The organism is Natrinema longum (assembly GCF_017352095.1).
Classification (GTDB): Archaea; Halobacteriota; Halobacteria; order Halobacteriales; family Natrialbaceae; genus Natrinema; species Natrinema longum.
Genome location: NZ_CP071463.1, coordinates 3,076,844 through 3,091,604, shown reverse-complemented (window position 1 = coordinate 3,091,604; position 14,761 = coordinate 3,076,844). Strand labels below are relative to the sequence as shown.

17 protein-coding genes are annotated in these 14,761 nt (G+C 65.8%); 7 read left to right on the top strand and 10 right to left on the bottom strand.

All coding sequences use genetic code 11. From position 1 onward, the window contains the following. Positions 1-42: 42 nt before the first annotated feature. The 4 genes from J0X27_RS15230 to J0X27_RS15215 form a co-directional block, all read right to left on the bottom strand. A complete protein-coding gene (locus tag J0X27_RS15230; protein WP_207270002.1) occupies positions 43-2,253 on the bottom strand; it encodes a bacterio-opsin activator domain-containing protein in 2,211 nt (736 codons plus the stop codon). A gap of 132 nt (positions 2,254-2,385) precedes the next feature. Next, positions 2,386-4,380 carry an acetate--CoA ligase gene (acs, locus tag J0X27_RS15225; protein ID WP_207270001.1) on the bottom strand — a complete coding sequence of 665 codons (1,995 nt, stop codon included), beginning with the start codon at positions 4,378-4,380 and terminating at the stop codon, positions 2,386-2,388. A gap of 99 nt (positions 4,381-4,479) precedes the next feature. Then, entirely contained in the window at positions 4,480-4,977 is a 498-nt protein-coding gene (locus tag J0X27_RS15220) for a universal stress protein (RefSeq protein ID WP_207270000.1), read from the bottom strand. Between the two features lie 108 nt (positions 4,978-5,085). After that, positions 5,086-5,508 carry a universal stress protein gene (locus J0X27_RS15215; protein WP_207269999.1) on the bottom strand — a complete coding sequence of 141 codons (423 nt, stop codon included), beginning with the start codon at positions 5,506-5,508 and terminating at the stop codon, positions 5,086-5,088. A gap of 126 nt (positions 5,509-5,634) precedes the next feature. Here J0X27_RS15215 and J0X27_RS15210 point away from each other — a divergent pair, with 126 nt between their 5' ends. Next, positions 5,635-6,852 carry an iron-containing alcohol dehydrogenase family protein gene (locus J0X27_RS15210; protein WP_207269998.1) on the top strand — a complete coding sequence of 406 codons (1,218 nt, stop codon included), beginning with the start codon at positions 5,635-5,637 and terminating at the stop codon, positions 6,850-6,852. A gap of 15 nt (positions 6,853-6,867) precedes the next feature. On the opposite strand, the gene J0X27_RS15205 is transcribed toward J0X27_RS15210, so the two are convergent. From J0X27_RS15205 to J0X27_RS15185, 5 genes are all read right to left on the bottom strand, one after another. Continuing rightward, positions 6,868-7,347 carry a hypothetical protein gene (locus J0X27_RS15205; RefSeq protein ID WP_207269997.1) on the bottom strand — a complete coding sequence of 160 codons (480 nt, stop codon included), beginning with the start codon at positions 7,345-7,347 and terminating at the stop codon, positions 6,868-6,870. Between the two features lie 66 nt (positions 7,348-7,413). Next, positions 7,414-8,163: a 7-cyano-7-deazaguanine synthase QueC gene (queC, locus tag J0X27_RS15200; RefSeq protein ID WP_207269996.1), complete on the bottom strand. Its 750-nt coding sequence runs from the start codon at positions 8,161-8,163 to the stop codon at positions 7,414-7,416. A gap of 17 nt (positions 8,164-8,180) precedes the next feature. Next, positions 8,181-8,978: a 7-carboxy-7-deazaguanine synthase QueE gene (locus tag J0X27_RS15195; RefSeq protein ID WP_207269995.1), complete on the bottom strand. Its 798-nt coding sequence runs from the start codon at positions 8,976-8,978 to the stop codon at positions 8,181-8,183. Position 8,979: 1 nt separating this feature from the next. Beyond that, complete coding sequence (locus J0X27_RS15190; protein ID WP_207269994.1) at positions 8,980-9,468, bottom strand: 6-pyruvoyl trahydropterin synthase family protein; 489 nt, start codon at positions 9,466-9,468, stop codon at positions 8,980-8,982. Between the two features lie 238 nt (positions 9,469-9,706). After that, the gene (locus tag J0X27_RS15185; RefSeq protein ID WP_207269993.1) at positions 9,707-10,063 is read right to left on the bottom strand and encodes a winged helix-turn-helix domain-containing protein; all 357 of its coding nucleotides are present in this window, start codon (positions 10,061-10,063) and stop codon (positions 9,707-9,709) included. 183 nt (positions 10,064-10,246) lie between these two features. Between J0X27_RS15185 and J0X27_RS15180 the strand changes: the two genes are divergently transcribed. Beyond that, on the top strand, positions 10,247-10,930 hold the full coding sequence (locus J0X27_RS15180; protein ID WP_207269992.1) for a competence/damage-inducible protein A: 684 nt from the start codon (positions 10,247-10,249) through the stop codon (positions 10,928-10,930). A gap of 15 nt (positions 10,931-10,945) precedes the next feature. Here the strand turns inward: J0X27_RS15180 and J0X27_RS18140 are convergent, their stop codons facing one another. Continuing rightward, positions 10,946-11,080 (bottom strand): hypothetical protein, encoded by a 135-nt coding sequence (locus J0X27_RS18140; RefSeq protein ID WP_277410034.1) that lies wholly within the window; start codon positions 11,078-11,080, stop codon positions 10,946-10,948. 152 nt (positions 11,081-11,232) lie between these two features. Here J0X27_RS18140 and J0X27_RS15175 point away from each other — a divergent pair, with 152 nt between their 5' ends. The 5 genes from J0X27_RS15175 to J0X27_RS15155 all read left to right on the top strand — a co-directional run bounded on the left by J0X27_RS15175 (position 11,233) and on the right by J0X27_RS15155 (position 14,746). Then, on the top strand, positions 11,233-12,405 hold the full coding sequence (locus tag J0X27_RS15175; protein WP_207269991.1) for an ATP-NAD kinase family protein: 1,173 nt from the start codon (positions 11,233-11,235) through the stop codon (positions 12,403-12,405). Positions 12,406-12,638: 233 nt separating this feature from the next. Further along, positions 12,639-13,670 (top strand): phosphate signaling complex PhoU family protein, encoded by a 1,032-nt coding sequence (locus J0X27_RS15170; RefSeq protein WP_207269990.1) that lies wholly within the window; start codon positions 12,639-12,641, stop codon positions 13,668-13,670. A 74-nt stretch (positions 13,671-13,744) separates the two neighbouring features. Continuing rightward, on the top strand, positions 13,745-13,930 hold the full coding sequence (locus tag J0X27_RS15165) for a DUF7525 family protein (RefSeq protein ID WP_207269989.1): 186 nt from the start codon (positions 13,745-13,747) through the stop codon (positions 13,928-13,930). Between the two features lie 100 nt (positions 13,931-14,030). Then, complete coding sequence (locus J0X27_RS15160) at positions 14,031-14,255, top strand: DUF7123 family protein (RefSeq protein ID WP_097379865.1); 225 nt, start codon at positions 14,031-14,033, stop codon at positions 14,253-14,255. Between the two features lie 56 nt (positions 14,256-14,311). Next, the gene (locus tag J0X27_RS15155) at positions 14,312-14,746 is read left to right on the top strand and encodes an SRPBCC family protein (protein WP_207269988.1); all 435 of its coding nucleotides are present in this window, start codon (positions 14,312-14,314) and stop codon (positions 14,744-14,746) included. Positions 14,747-14,761: the final 15 nt, after the last annotated feature.

Genomic DNA, 14,761 nt, shown 5'->3' with positions numbered 1-14,761 from the left:
CGTCCGATCGCTCGCTCCGCGTCACGGCCCCGATAGCCGCGTCTAGTCGGCCGGATCGTCGAAGAACGTCCGAAGCAACTCGTGTTGTCCCTTCCGCAGATGGTTGTGTAACGTCGGCGAGGAGACTCCCATGGCGTCGGCGACTTCCTCGGCCGTGCTCTCCCGTGGCCAGTCGTAGTAGCCGCCGAAATACGCCGCCCGAAGCGCAGCCTCCTGGCGGTCGGTCAACCGGTCTTCGAGCCCTTCGCGGAACTCGCGGGCCGTCTGGACGGTCCGTTCGGCGTCGCGTTTCCCGAGCAGTTCGGAGTCGGGGAACGACGAGCGGAGTCCGTCGACGATCGTCCGGAGGTCAGCCTCGGCCGCACAATCGCCCCTGATCGTCGCGGTACCGCCCTCGAAGACCGCCTCGTGGACGGTCACGCCGTACTCCGTCAACGTGACGATCGGACAGGAGCCCTCGATGACGAACTCGACGCGCCACCCCTCCTCGTCGGTTTCGACCAGCCGACAGTCCTCGATTTCCGTGGCGGCGTCGGCGAGGTCGAAGACATCGACCGGCGATGCCTCCTCGAGTCGGACGTAGTAGAGCTGCGTCGACTCGCCGATCGGAACCCGCGAATCGAGTTCGAACCGACAATCGAGCCGACGCGAGGCGTCGACGAAAAAGGAGCGGTCGTCGCGACAGGCGACCTCGAGTTCGAGGACCCGGTCGGACAACAGGAGGTTCCGTCGGCGAACGGCACCGATCGCGTAGCCGACCTGCCGGCCGATCGTCGTGAGCCACGTCCGCTCCTCCTCGCCGAAGGCGTTCGAACGGTCGGTCGCGACCGAAAGCGCCCCGTAGACGGTGTCGCCGTACGCGAGCGGGACTCTCCCGACGGTCCCCTCGAACGGCTCGCCGTCCTCGAGGGTCGCGGTAACCTCGCCCGCAACGACCACCTGGTCGGTCGCGTCGGTGTCAGCCGCCGGTTCTGGCCGCCCGAGGGCAGCGATCGGTTCGTCCGCGTGCCACTCGTCGGGAACGACTCCCTCGACTGCATCGAGATCGATTCCGCTGGACGCGCGACTCTCGCGGGAGCGATCCGAGAGCGTCGTTCGGTCGATCCACGCGAATTCGTAGCCCCGTCCGTCCGTGAGTGTGGTACACGTCACCGTCTCGATCTCCTCGTGATCGGTCGACTCGAGCAGCGCAGCCGTCACTGCCCGATGACGCCGGGAGATCGCATACAATCCGTCGAGTTCGTTTCGCCGCTCGCGGACGGACTCGAGTTCCTCGTAGGCGGTCGTCATATCGCGGACGAAGACGGCGAACCCGCGGTGTCGGCCCTGGTCGTCCCGGAGCGGCGAGACGACTTCGGTCGCCCGGAACTGCGAGCCGTCCTTGTGGACGCGCCAGCCATCGGTCTCGCAGCCGGACTCCTCGAGTGCCCGCGAGAGCGTGCGTTCGGGCGCACCGTCCTCGACGGCGTCGTCGGTGTAAAACGCGGAGACGTGGGTGCCGACGATCTCGCCGGCCCGATAGCCGAACATCGCGGCCGCGCTCCGGTTCCAGCGTTCGACGTAGCCGTCGGCATCGATGCGGACGAGCGCGTAGCGTTCGCTCGCGGCCAACAGCAGTCGGACGACGCTATCGTCGCTCACTGCGGGGCCGGAACGCGGCTCGCCGGACCGGGGGCCCGATGGCTCCTCGACGGCGTCGAAGGCGTCGACGATCTCGCCGTCAGTCGGTTCGGGCATGTACGACTCGAGGGCCTCGAAGCTGCGCCAGCCACCCGCAGTCTTGACGACGCGGGGGTTGACGTCGTGTTCGACCAGCGCGGTGTGAGCGAAGTACTGTCGGAGGCGACTCGTGGAAACGTCGGTGAGACCGGGATCGTCGAACAGGTCGGCCGCCCGATCTGCGACGTCGGAGACGAGCATCTGGAGCCGGCGTGGCGTCACGGTGAAGATCCGGTCGTCGGTCGAGAGGTCGTTACTGCGGGCATAGCGTCGGAGTTCGCGTTCGACGCGGGTCGGCAGGTAGGCAGTGCGGCGTCCGCCGTCACCGGTCGGAACCCGTATCAGGTATCGCGGCGGATCGATCCGCACCTGCTCGATATCGTCGATCGTGAGACGGGTCAGCTCGGCCGGCCGAAGCCCGACGTCCCCACAGAGCCGGAGCACCAGGGCCTCGCGATAAGTTTCCGCGGCATCCAACAGGGAGTCGTACGCCCGTCGCGTGAGCACCGCCCCCGAATCCCCCTCGAGACTCATGGCATTCCTTTCGTTGCTTCTAGCGACTCGAACATAATTCTATCGCCCGTAATCGGCGTTCGTGGACGATACTCGCCAATACGGGGACTCTCGAGAGGCGGACCGTTTCGGGATCGTAGAATGCGCGAAATATTACCCGGACGAGCCGTTTCCACCCTCCTCGCCGATCGCGGCCTGAATTTCGCCGACGATTTCCGGATTCCGGAGAGCGCTCGTGTCGCCCAACTCTTCGCCGTTGGCCACGTCCTCGAGCAGGCGACGCATGATCTTGCCCGACCGGGTCTTCGGGAGCTCCGACGTGAATATCACCGTCGCCGGCCGTGCGATCGACCCGATCGCGGATTCGATGTTGTCACGGATCGCCCGCCGAATCGTCGCATCGTCGTCCTGGCCGCTTTCCGTACTCACGTACGCGTAGATTTCCGTGTCGCCGGTTTCGCTCGAGCGGCCGACGACGGCGGCTTCGGCGACGCCGTCGACGTCGGCGATCGCGCTCTCGATTTCCATGGTCCCCAGCCGGTGACCGGAGACGTTGATCACGTCGTCGACCCGGCCGAGGACGGTGATGTAGCCGTCGTCGTCGATCCGAGCGGTATCGCCGCTGAAGTAGCGCCACTCCCCTGCGTCGGGATCGGAGAACCGCTGCCAGTACTCGGTGACGAAGCGCTCGTCGTTGTCGTACAGGGTCCGGGCCATCCCCGGCCACGGGCGGTCGATCGTGAGATAGCCGGTCCGGCCGGGAGCAACCGCCTCGCCCGCCTCGTCGACGATTCGAGCATCGATCCCGGGTAACGGCGGGCCGGCGGAGCCGGGCTTCATCTGGTCGATCCCCGGCAGCGTCGAAATCGTCACTGCGCCGGTCTCGGTCTGCCACCAGGTGTCGACGACCGGACAGTTCCCGCCGATGTGTTCACGGTACCAGTTCCAGGGACGGGGACTGATCGGCTCGCCGACGGTCCCCAACAGACGCAACGAGGAGAGGTCGTGGCGGTCGGGGTAGTCCGATCCCCACTTCATGAACGCACGGATCGCCGTCGGCGCGGTGTAGAAGATATCGACGGCGTTCCGGTCGACGATCTCCCAGAGTCGGTCCCGGTCGGGGTAATCGGGGGTCCCCTCGTACATCACTGTCGTCGTCCCGAGTGCGAGCGGGCCGTAGACGATATACGAGTGGCCCGTGATCCAGCCGATGTCGGCCGCACACCAGTAGGTGTCCTCGGGTTTGATATCGAGGACCGCGTGGCTCGTCCACGCGACGTGGGAGAGGTATCCCCCCGTCGCGTGGACGACGCCCTTCGGCTCGCCGGTCGTCCCCGAGGTGTACATCAGGAACAGCATGTCCTCGGCGTCCCGCGAGACCGGGTCGACGGTTTCGCCCGCGAACTCCTCGCGGAGGTCGTGATAATCCCACTCGTTCTCGCCGAGGACGTGAGGCAGGTCGTCGCCGAGTCGATCGACCACGACCGTCCGGACGTCCTGCTCGAGCCCGATGCGGGCGTTGTCGGCCTTGCTCTTCTGGTTGAACGCGTCACCCCTGCGGTAGTAGCCGTCGCAGGTGACCAGATACTCGCTGTCGGCGGCGTCCATCCGCGTCGCGAGCGCGTCCGCCGAGAGCCCGGCGAAGACGACGCTGTGAGGGGCCCCGATCCGGGCACACGCAAGCATCGCGATCGGCAACTCGGGGATCATCGGCAGGTAGATCGTCACGACGTCGTCTTCCTCGACGCCGCGGTCCCGCAGTGCCGCCGCGAACTCGTTGACCTCGACGTAGAGATCGCGGTAGGTGTAGGTTCGGCGCTCGCCCTGCTTGCCCTCCCAGCGGATCGCGGCGTGGTTTTTCCGGCCCGACTCGAGGTGGCGATCCAGACAGTTGTAGGCGGCGTTGAGTCGTCCGTCCGGGAACCACCGATAGAACGGGGCGTCGTCGTCCTCGAGAACGGTCTCGTAGGGATCGTCCCACGAGAGGAGATCGGCCGCTCGCTCCCAGCAGCCGGGCCAGTTCGCCTCGAACTCGTCGTAGATCCCCGAATCCGAGACGTTCGCCTGTTCGACGAACGAGTCGGACGGGGTGTGGGCGGACCCGATAGGTTCGGATGCATCTCGGTCCCACCCGTTCCGATCGACCATGTCTCGTCCGAACCGTGGTCGGTCAGAGGAATAAACGTTCCTCCGAATCGCCATCCCTGAGGGCAGTGACAGTTCCCTGATTCGGCTCGGACCGCCCGGCTACAGCTCGTTCGTCGAATCGATATCCGAGATTTCCTCGGGATCCGGGTCGGAACCGGGACGGCGCACGACGTAGACGTCGTAGCGCTGGTCGTTCGCGACCGGACTGCCGACGCTCGACTGGGGTGCGATCACCGAACCCGCGTTCTCCGAACCGATGAAGACCACCGATGCGCCGACGTCGGCGGCGACCCGGCGGATCTCGCGGACGGTCTCCGTCGTCGACGTCGCGGTCGGTTCGTCGGAACTGACCCGTTCGGTCCGAAACGTCGCCGACGGGGTAACCTCCCGGGCGCGACTCTCGATCCCCTCGGCGATCGCCTCCGCGTCGAACGGTTCGCCCTGAGCGATCCAGCCCCGGTCGCGTGCGTAGTCGGCATCGTCCGGGATCACCGTCAGGACGACGACTTCCTCGTCGAGCAGGTCGCCGAACATCGACGCCCGCTCGAGTGCGTGCGTTGCCAACTCCGAGCCATCGAACGGAACGAGTAGTGACATACGATCACATCACACGACAGGAAGGGTAAATGTTCTCCCTCCGACACCGGGACTCACTCGCGGTGGGCCCGTCGTCGCGCGGTATCCGAACGAGGGCCAACCGCCGCACTAGCCGACGACCAACACCGGACGGTCCGTGGTCCTGACGACTCTGTCGACGGTACTCCCGAGCAACGCTCCCTTGAACGACGAGCGGCCCCGAGACCCGAGGACGAGCGCATCCACGTCCCGCTCGCCGGCGTAGTCGAGGATCTCCTCGTGTGGAACGCCGGACCGAACCGCCGTCTCGACGGGGACGTCGGCTGCCGTTGCCGTCGCTTCGAGGGCCTCGAGCCACTCCGCCGCGCGCTCCTCGAGGTGGCGGTGGGCCTCTTCGGGGTCGACGATCCCCGTGTCGTAGGCGGTCCGTTCGTCGACGACTGCGATCCCGTACAGCGGCGCGTCGAATCGCGTCGCGAGTTCGATCGCGTGGTCGACTGCCGTCCCAGCGGCCTCGCTCCCGTCGGTCGCGACCAGAATCGAATCGTACATGCTCGTCGATACGGACGCCCTCGAGAAAGACCTGTGGCTCGTCCTCGTCAGGTGGGGTGACCGGACGCGACGCGAACGGCCGGCGGCTGTGTGGCGTTTTAACACCGACCGGCCCGAAGGGACGCCATGACCCGAGCGAGCGACCGCAATCTATCGTTCCGATTCGACTACGACCCCGCGACGATCCGATTCGGTACCGATTGCGTCGACGCCCTCGAGACCGAACTCGCGTCGCAGGGCCTCGAACGAGCCCTGGTCGTCTGTGGCTCGACCGTCGGGACCACCCCCGCGGTGATCGAGCCGGTCACACGAGGCCTCGGCGATCGGCTGGCCGGCGTCTTCGACGAGACGACGCCGAAGAAACGGCTCGCAACGGCCGTCGACGGTCGCGAGCGCCTGAGAGACGACGACGGGGACGTGCTCGTCAGTCTCGGCGGTGGCAGCAGTCTCGACGTCGCGAGGGTGATCAGCGTGCTCGCGGCGAGCGATCGGTCGGCCCGAGACGTGGCCGACGAGGTCGCCGAGACGGGAACGATCACGGTTCCCGACGAGGGACCGCTCCCGATCGTGGCGATTCCGACGACGCTGGCCGGTGCCGACCTCTCGACGGTGGCCGGCGTCACTGCCGGACCGGACTCGGGGCTCGACGCGGAGATGGGCGGCGGCATTTCCGATCCCGGACTGATGCCCACGGCCGCGTTCTACGACCCCGAACTGGTCGCGACCACGCCGGACCCGGTGCTCGCCGGCTCGGCGATGAACGGCTTCGACAAGGGAATCGAGACGCTCTACGCGGCCAACGCGACGCCGGTGACCGACGCGACGGCCAGCGACGGACTCGAGGCGCTCGCGGATGGTCTCCGGGCGTTCGGCGACGGGAACCGCGGCCTCGAGACCCTCGAGCGGATCCTCGAAGGGACCGTCCTCGTTCAGTACGGCATCTCCCGTCCCGGCGAGACCACGCTGTCGATCGTGCACGCCTTCGGTCACGGGCTCACACGCACGGGCGAGGTTCAGCAGGGGGCCGCCCACGGGATCGTCGTCCCCCACGTCCTCGAGTACTGCTTCGAGCAGGACGGCGTCGACGCACGAGCGTGGGAACTCGCCGACGCGCTCGGGGTCGGGGACGCCACGGATCAGGCCGCCGCAGTCGTCGAGGCGGTGACCGAGATCCGGGACGGACTCGGACTCCCATCGCGCTTGCGGGACGTCGACGGCCCCGAACCCGACGAGTTCGCCGCGGTCGCGGACGCGATCCTGAACGACGCGTTCATCGCGAACGCACCGCCGGGACTGGATCCGACCGTCGCGGAGATCGAAGGTATCCTCGAGCGGGCGTGGTAGCCGCCCCGGGACGTGTCACTCCCCCGCTTCAGCGCGCCGGTGGCGCGACTCGAGCGATGACGGCGGCTCGACGCCTCGCGGCGGCGGCTCGAGGCCGTCCTGTAGCGGCGAGAGTAACCAGACGCTGTAAATTCCGAGGATCGTGACCCCTGCCACGAGGAGGAACAGAACCGTCGGTTCCGCGAGGTGGACGATCCGAAGCAGGGAAATTCCGATCCCGCCGCCCAACAGTCCACTGCCGACGACGGTACGGACTCGCTCCGGGACGAGCGAGTGCAACTGTTCCCGCCAGTATACGGCGTACACGAAGCCACAGCCCAGCCCGAGGGACGCCGCGACCGGATGCGCCGTCGGCGCTGGAACGCCCGTTTCTCGCGTCGCGAGGAAGCCGAAAACGGGGAGCCAACAGCAGATGCCGACGAACTCGCCGCGGCGTCCGTCGGGTATCGTCCACCCGTCGTCGTCACGGAACCACTCGAGGCCGGGCCTGCTCATCGTCGTCCGATAGGATATGTCGGGTAAAAATCGTTTCCCGTGGCCGGGACGATCACCGTCGGCCCGTTATTCGTCGCCGGACTCCCCCACGTACGACGGCCGCTGGGCGTACTCGATCGGATCGCGGACGCCGACGTTCCGGAACGCCTGGAGCCGGAACGCACAGGCGTCGCAGGTCCCACACGCGGGCTCGTTCTCGCGGTAGCAACTCCACGTGTGTTCGTAGGGAACCGCGAGTTCGACGCCGCGTTCGGCGATGTCGGTCTTCGACCACTCGACGAAGGGCGCTTCGATCGCGATCTCCGTCTCGGGTTTCGTGCCGACGTCGACGACTCGCTCGAAGGCCTCGAAGAACTCCGGACGGCAGTCGGGATACCCCGAAAAGTCCTCGCTGTGTGCGCCGATAAAGACCGCCTCGCAGTCGTTGGCTTCGGCGTACGCGACGGCCATCGAGAGCAGGTTCGCGTTCCGGAAGGGAACGTACGAGGTGGGAATTTCGTCGCTCTCGAGGTCGGCGTCCGCGACGTTCAGTTCCTCGTCGGTGAGACTCGAGGCACCGATCGCCGAGAGGTGTCCCGTCTCGACCCGCAGGAAGTCGGCCGCATCGAAGTGGTCGGCGAGTCGGCGGGCACACTCGTGTTCGCGCTCTTCGGTCCGCTGGCCGTAGGTGGTGTGGAGACAATAGATCTCGTAGCCCTGCTCGCGGGCCTCGGCAGCGGCGGTGGCGCTGTCCATCCCGCCCGACAGGAGGACGACGGCGCGTTTGGCGGTCGGTTCGTCGGTCGCAGACTCGGTGGGTGTGGTGGTGTCGGTCATCGTAGCTCGAGTGGTGGTTACGTCTCGGGTGCGTCGTTCCAGAGGTCGACGTGCAGCCGCGGCGTGTACCGGAAGCCATGCTCCATCGCCAGTTCGGCGACCCGGCCGCGGGTCTCCGCGAGACGCTCTCGGGTCGCCCCTTCGGGCATCAACAGGACGTCGTCGTCGGGGACCGGGACGTCGGCGGCGGCGCGGAGCTCCACGAGCAGGTCGAGGATCTCCGGCATGTCCTCGGCGTCGGTCACGACGAACTTCAGTTGCACGTCGTACTCCGCGACCAGCCGAGCGAGCGCGTCCACGTCGATCCGGTCGCGCTCGTGGCGCTTTGCCCATTCGCCCTCGCCCTTCGGGTCGCGCTCCGGCGTCGGGGTGCTGCTCGCTAACTTCGGGCTCACGGAGACGAGATCGATCGGCGCGTCCCGGTAGATCGTGCCGTTGGTCTCGACGGTCGTGTGGTAGCCCCGGTCGTCGAGGGCCTCGAGCAAGGCGACGCTCTCCTCGTGGAGCAGGGGTTCCCCGCCGGTGAGAACGACGTGATCGGCGTCGTGAGCGTCGATCTCGGCGAGGATCGCCTCGAGGTCCAGCCACGCGTGAGTCGGTTCCCAAGAGGTGTGATAGGAATCACAGAACCAACACCGGAGGTTACAGCCGCTCGTGCGGACGAACACCGACGGCAGGCCGGCGAGGGTTCCCTCGCCTTGCAGGGAGTAGAACAACTCGTTGATCGGCAGTCCGTCGGCTGCCCCCACACGTTCGTCGTCCGCGGTATCCACGTCGGGCCCGGCCTCGCGGTCGACGGAATCGGAAACCGGCATCTCAGATCTCGCTCCCGCCGCAGAGTTCGTTCGTCTCGCTGACCTGGACGGCGACGTCGGTGACGGTCTCGGGCAGCGCCGCCTCGAGTTTGCGCTCCAAGAGCACGCTCATCACCTCTGCCGTCGGCGGATGCTCGAGCACGACGACCCCGTCGTCGTCGCCGGCCGCCTCGAAGGCGTCGACGAGCGGGTCGCCGGCCTCGAGTAGGAACATGTGGTCCCACTCGGATATCACGTCAGTAATATCGCCTTTGTCCGCGATCCACCCCTCCGCCGTCAGCTCGCCCGTGACAGTGACGGCGACCTCGTAGTTGTGGCCGTGGGGTCGCGAGCACTTGCCGTCGTGGTGCTGGATCCGGTGCCCGGCGCTGATCCGTATCGGCCGGTCGTGGCCAACGGTGAGGACACGCCGTGTTCCGACGACCGCTCCGTCGACGCCAGCCGCGTCGACGTCTCCACCGGCCGCACGACGCCCTATGCGTTCAGTCATACTTCGATATTCCCTCGAGAATACTTAAAGGTGAACGATCGGCCCTGCGATGTCGACCCGTCGTTTCGCCCCGCCGAGTCGGATCGAGCACCCATCTTTCAGTCGACGACTGTTGCTGTGGTGTCGTGATCGGTGAACCGAGTCGGAAAGGCGGTCGCCGACGAGAGACTACAGGGTTCCGAGAGGGAACCGATGCTCTCACCGGTAGAGACCGGAGAAACAGCGGGTCTTTGCGTCGTCAGTCCTCGAGTTGGTCCTGTAACCTGTTTTTCGCCTCCGTCCGGTGTTTCCGCGAGAACGAGGGCTCGTCGTCCGAGAAATCGATCTCGATCTCGTCGAGGGTCCGTCGGTAGATGTTCGTTCGACGTCCCTCCTCGGACAGTTGTCGTCCTTCGCAGGTCAACAACCCGGCATCGACGAGTTCTTCGATCCGGCGATAGCAGGTCGCGATCGGAATTTCGATATCTTCGCTCAGTGCCTGCGCGGATTTCGGCGTTCCGGCTGCACAGAGAATCTCGGCGCTATATTTGCTCCCTAGCGCAGAGAGGACCACGGCCGAATCCACCTCGCTCCGTTCTGTCCGACTCCGAGACATACTCTCCCCGTTACTAATTATCAAGATTGAATCTTGTGGTTATCGTGAGTATCCTACAATTCGATAATCACAACGAACGAGGGTGAAAATTCCACTGGGTATGGCCCTTGAGAAACCGACGCGGCGGCGACAGCAGCCAACGAGGGCGAGACGCATTTGAGGTCTCGGACCGAACGAGTCGGTATGAACGTCGCGGTCGTGACGATCGGAGACGAACTGCTCGCGGGACGAACGACGGACACGAACGCCACGTGGCTCTGTGAACGACTCGCCGAGCGCGGCGTCACCGTCGAGCGCGTGACCACGCTTCCCGATCGCGTCGGCGACATCGCCCGCGTCGTCAACGAATACCGCGCCGAGTACGACGCCGTCATCGTCACGGGCGGCCTCGGACCGACTCACGACGACGTCACCATGGACGGCGTCGCGGCCGCGCTCGGCCGGTCGGTCGAGGAACACGACGATGCGCTCGCCTGGCTCGAGGCGGACGGCTACAGCCGTGGCGATCTCGCGTCCGGAACGGCCGAGCTCCCGGCTGGCGCGCGGGCACTCCACAACGATGCGGGCGTCGCCCCCGGCGCGGCCCTCGAGAGTATCTACGTGCTTCCCGGCGTTCCCGCCGAAATGAAGGCGATGTTCGAGTCGATCGAAGACGAGTTCACGGGGACGCCGACCTACCGGGAAGCCGTCGTGGCCGACGAACCCGAGAGTGCCTTGCTCGATCGGATCGCCGAACTCCGCGATCGGTTCGACGTCTCGGTGGGGAGTTATCCGGGCGAGTCGGTCCGGATCGAACTCGAGGCGGGCGACGAGGCGACGGTCACGGATGCGGCCGCGTGGCTCCGTGACCAGGTCGAATCTCCGTAACCGGACGAGAGACCCTCAGCGATAGAAGGAGACGACCCAAGCGATCGTCACCAGCAGGCCCAGGGCGAGTGCGCCCCAGCCGACGAGTTGCATCGGCAACGCCGGTTCCGTTTCCGTCGCGAGAACAGCGGCCTCGATCAGTGCGGACATGGTCGGCGATCGGTTCGCATCCCCCTTAACCTTTCAGAAACCGAGCCGGTCTCCCGACCGGTTTCGAGTTGCGGTCGGAGCGTGATTCCCGAAGACGGACCCGACGATCCACCTGCGATACGGCTTTCCGATTGGCGTCCCCATCCCCCGCTATGGAGTCCATCGGCGTCGTCGTCAACCCCATCGCGGGGATGGGTGGTCGGGTCGGACTGAAGGGGACCGACGGGAACGTCGAGGAAGCACGCCGCCGGGGTGCCAAGCCGCGAGCGCCGGATCGCGCGCGCGAGGCCCTGCGATCGTTACACCGGCGCGCACCCGATATCACCGTTTTGACGGCCGCCGGCGTGATGGGTGAACGCGCAGCGCGGGACGCCGGCTACGAGCCCGAGGTCGTCTACGATCCGGCGGACGCGACCAGTGAGTCCCCGGCGGGCGAGCCGGAACGCGTCGACGATCCGACGACCGCGGAGACGACGGCGACCGACACCCGAGGGGCCGTTCGAGCGCTCCTCGAGCGCGACGTCGACCTCGTCTTCTTCGTCGGCGGCGACGGGACCGCCGTCGACGTCGCCGAAGTGCTCGAGGCCGATGGGAGCGAGACGCCGATGCTCGGCGTGCCGGCGGGGGTCAAGATCTACTCGTCGGTCTTCGGCGTCACACCGGCCGACGCGGGGCGGATCGCCGCGGAATTCGACCGCGTCGAGAACCGAGAGGTCAACGACATCGACGAGGACGCCTACCGGGAGGGAACGGTCCGGACGGAACTCAAAGCCATCGTCCCGGTTCCCGTCGCGCCGGACGTTCAGTCGGGCAAGCAGGTCTCGAGTGGGAGCGTCGACTCGCTGGCTGCGGGGTTCGCCCGCGAGGTCGAACCCGGACGAACCTACGTCTTCGGCCCCGGCAGCACCGTCGGTGCGATCGAGGAAGAACTGGGCATCGATCCGTCGCCGCTCGGCGTCGACGTCTGGCGCGCTCGGGCCGGCGACGACGGAACAGACGGCGACGACTCACGTTCACGGCGGGGCGAGTTGCTCGCCCGCGACGCCGCCGAAACGGGAATCCTCGAGGTTCTTACGGATCCGGTCACCATCGTCGTTTCGCCGATCGGCGGCCAGGGATTCGTTTTCGGTCGCGGGAACCACCAGATCTCCCCGCAGGTCATTCGACGAGCCGACGAGATCACGGTCGTCGCCAGCGGCGAGAAACTCGACGACATCGACTCGTTGCGCGTCGATACCGACGACGAGGAGGTCAACGAGAGCCTTCGGGGATGGGTACAGGTCCGGATCGGTCGGTTTACGACTCGGCTCGTGAACGTCGTCTAGTGGCGGTCCAGACCCGATCTTGCGAGTAGAACCACTCGAGCGGTGGCCGGTTTCACTCGCGAGTCGACGGCTGGGACGGGACCAGGGCTCCGTCGCGTCGAGGGACGATCCGTCGTACGCTATTATATAAGGTCACGGGTAGAGAGACGCGTTGAAATCAACCATATAACGATTCGACTATAGATAATGACCATATAGTCAAGATTAAGGGCTGGTCGATCCTAGGGTGTCCCATGGAAACGCGAAAAGTGCAACGGCTCGGTCCGTCGACACTTGCGATGACGCTCCCCGCAGAGTGGGCGTCCGAACACGCCGTCGAAAAAGGCGACGAGGTATCGCTTCGGACCAGCGGCAAGGGAACCCTGACGGTCATGCCCGAATCCGCGAGTACGGAAGAGACGGAGGCGATCATCCACACCGACGATCTCGACGCCGGTGCCGTCGAACGTGCGATCGTCGCTCAGTACGTCCTCGGACGGCGTATCATCCGCATCGAACACGAAGACGGTGCCCTCGAGTCCGACCACATCAACGCGGTCTATCAGGCCGAAACGCAACTGATGGGGCTGGGCGTCATCGAAGAGACTCCCGAGAGCATCTCGATTCGGTGCTCGGTCGACCCCGAGGACTTCACGCTCGACAACTTGCTCGAGCGCCTCGAGCGGACCGGCCAGACGATGCGTGGTGAAGGGATCAAGGCACTGGCCCACGGCAATCCCGATCTCGCCCAGCGCGCCCTGAACCGGGAGCGACAGGCGAACAAGATCTTCGTCCTCCTCTTGCGGCTGATCTTTACGGCCTACCAGAACCCCAACCTCGCGCGGGCGGTCGGCCTCAACACCGGCTTCCCGCTGATCGGCTACCGCTCGATCGCGAAGAACCTCGAACTGACCGCCGACAACGGCGAGGACATCGCCGAGATCGTCATCGAGACCGAGGGTCACTCGCTCAACGTCGACAGTTCCGTGATGCGCGAGATCCGAGAGCTGAACGAACTGGTCGACGAGATCACGTCCAGGGCCGTCGAGGCGGCCGTCGAGCGCGATTACAACAAATCGAACGAAGTCCGCAAACTGTTCCACGACATCTCCGACCTCGAGCAGGAGATCCTCTCGGGGCTCCCGGAGATGGACAACGAGGACCTGCTGCGAGTCCGCGAAGTGCTCGTCAGCCTCCAGCAGACGGCCCAGTACGCGATGCGAAACGCCGAGATCGCCGCGAACCTCGCGCTCAACGAGGAGTCCGAACACACGACCATCAAGTAGTCCCTCGCCTCGAGCAGGCGGACGCGTTCGATAGAATGAGTGAAGTTAAGAGACCCCACGCACAACGCCCGAGCATGGCTACGGAATCCGAGACGACGGACAAGGGCGTTGGACTGGCGCTCGCACTGGGGGCCCTCGCGGTGATCGGCGCACTGGGAATGTACGCTGGCGCGCCGGACGTGACGGCTGCGTGGGGATTCGCTGGAGCCGTCCTCTTTAGCTCGCTGGCGGTCGTGAGCATCCACCTCTACGGGAACTGACGCCGGGTGGCGTCGTCGATCGAGCGACAAACCGATTCGGGGGATCGGAATCGGCCGTCAAGAGTTAAGACCAACGACCACCTAAACCCCCTCACGGACGATGACCGACTATTCCGACGAAGAGCAGCGAATCATCTCGTACCTCCGCGAGAGCGCCGCCCGCGGCGAGCAGTACTTCCGGGCGAAAAACATCGCGGACGCGATCGGACTCTCGTCGAAACAGGTCGGCGTTCGGCTCCCCCATCTCGCGGAGAAGGCGGACGAAGTCGATATCGAGAAGTGGGGCCGCGCCCGGTCGACCACCTGGAAAGTCACGATCAGTTGACGAACGACCGCCCGCGGTCCACGGTCTTTTTATTCGACAATCGCTCACGTACTGGCATGACTGTACGGGTCGACCGGTCGTTCGACGTCGCGGCATCACCCGAACGGGTCTGGGAGTTCATCGCCGATCCCGAAAACCGTGCTCGAGCGATCAGCGTCGTCCAGGAGTATTCCGTCGACGATCCCGATGGGCGACGCGTCACCTGGCACGTGAAACTCCCCATTCCACTCGTCCGGAAGACGGTGACGGTAAAGACCGAAGACGTGACGCGCAGACCACCGGAGTACGTCAAGTTCGTCGGCAAATCGAAAGTGCTCGAGGTCACCGGCGAACACGAAATCGTCGACACCGACGCCGGCGTGTCCCTCGAGAACCACTTCGTCGTCGACGGCAAACTGCCGGGCGTCGAGAAGTTCTTCAAGCGCAATCTCGATTCCGAACTCGAGAACCTCCGGCGCGCGCTCGAGCGCGACCTACAGACGACACAGTAACGGTGATCGAGCGGC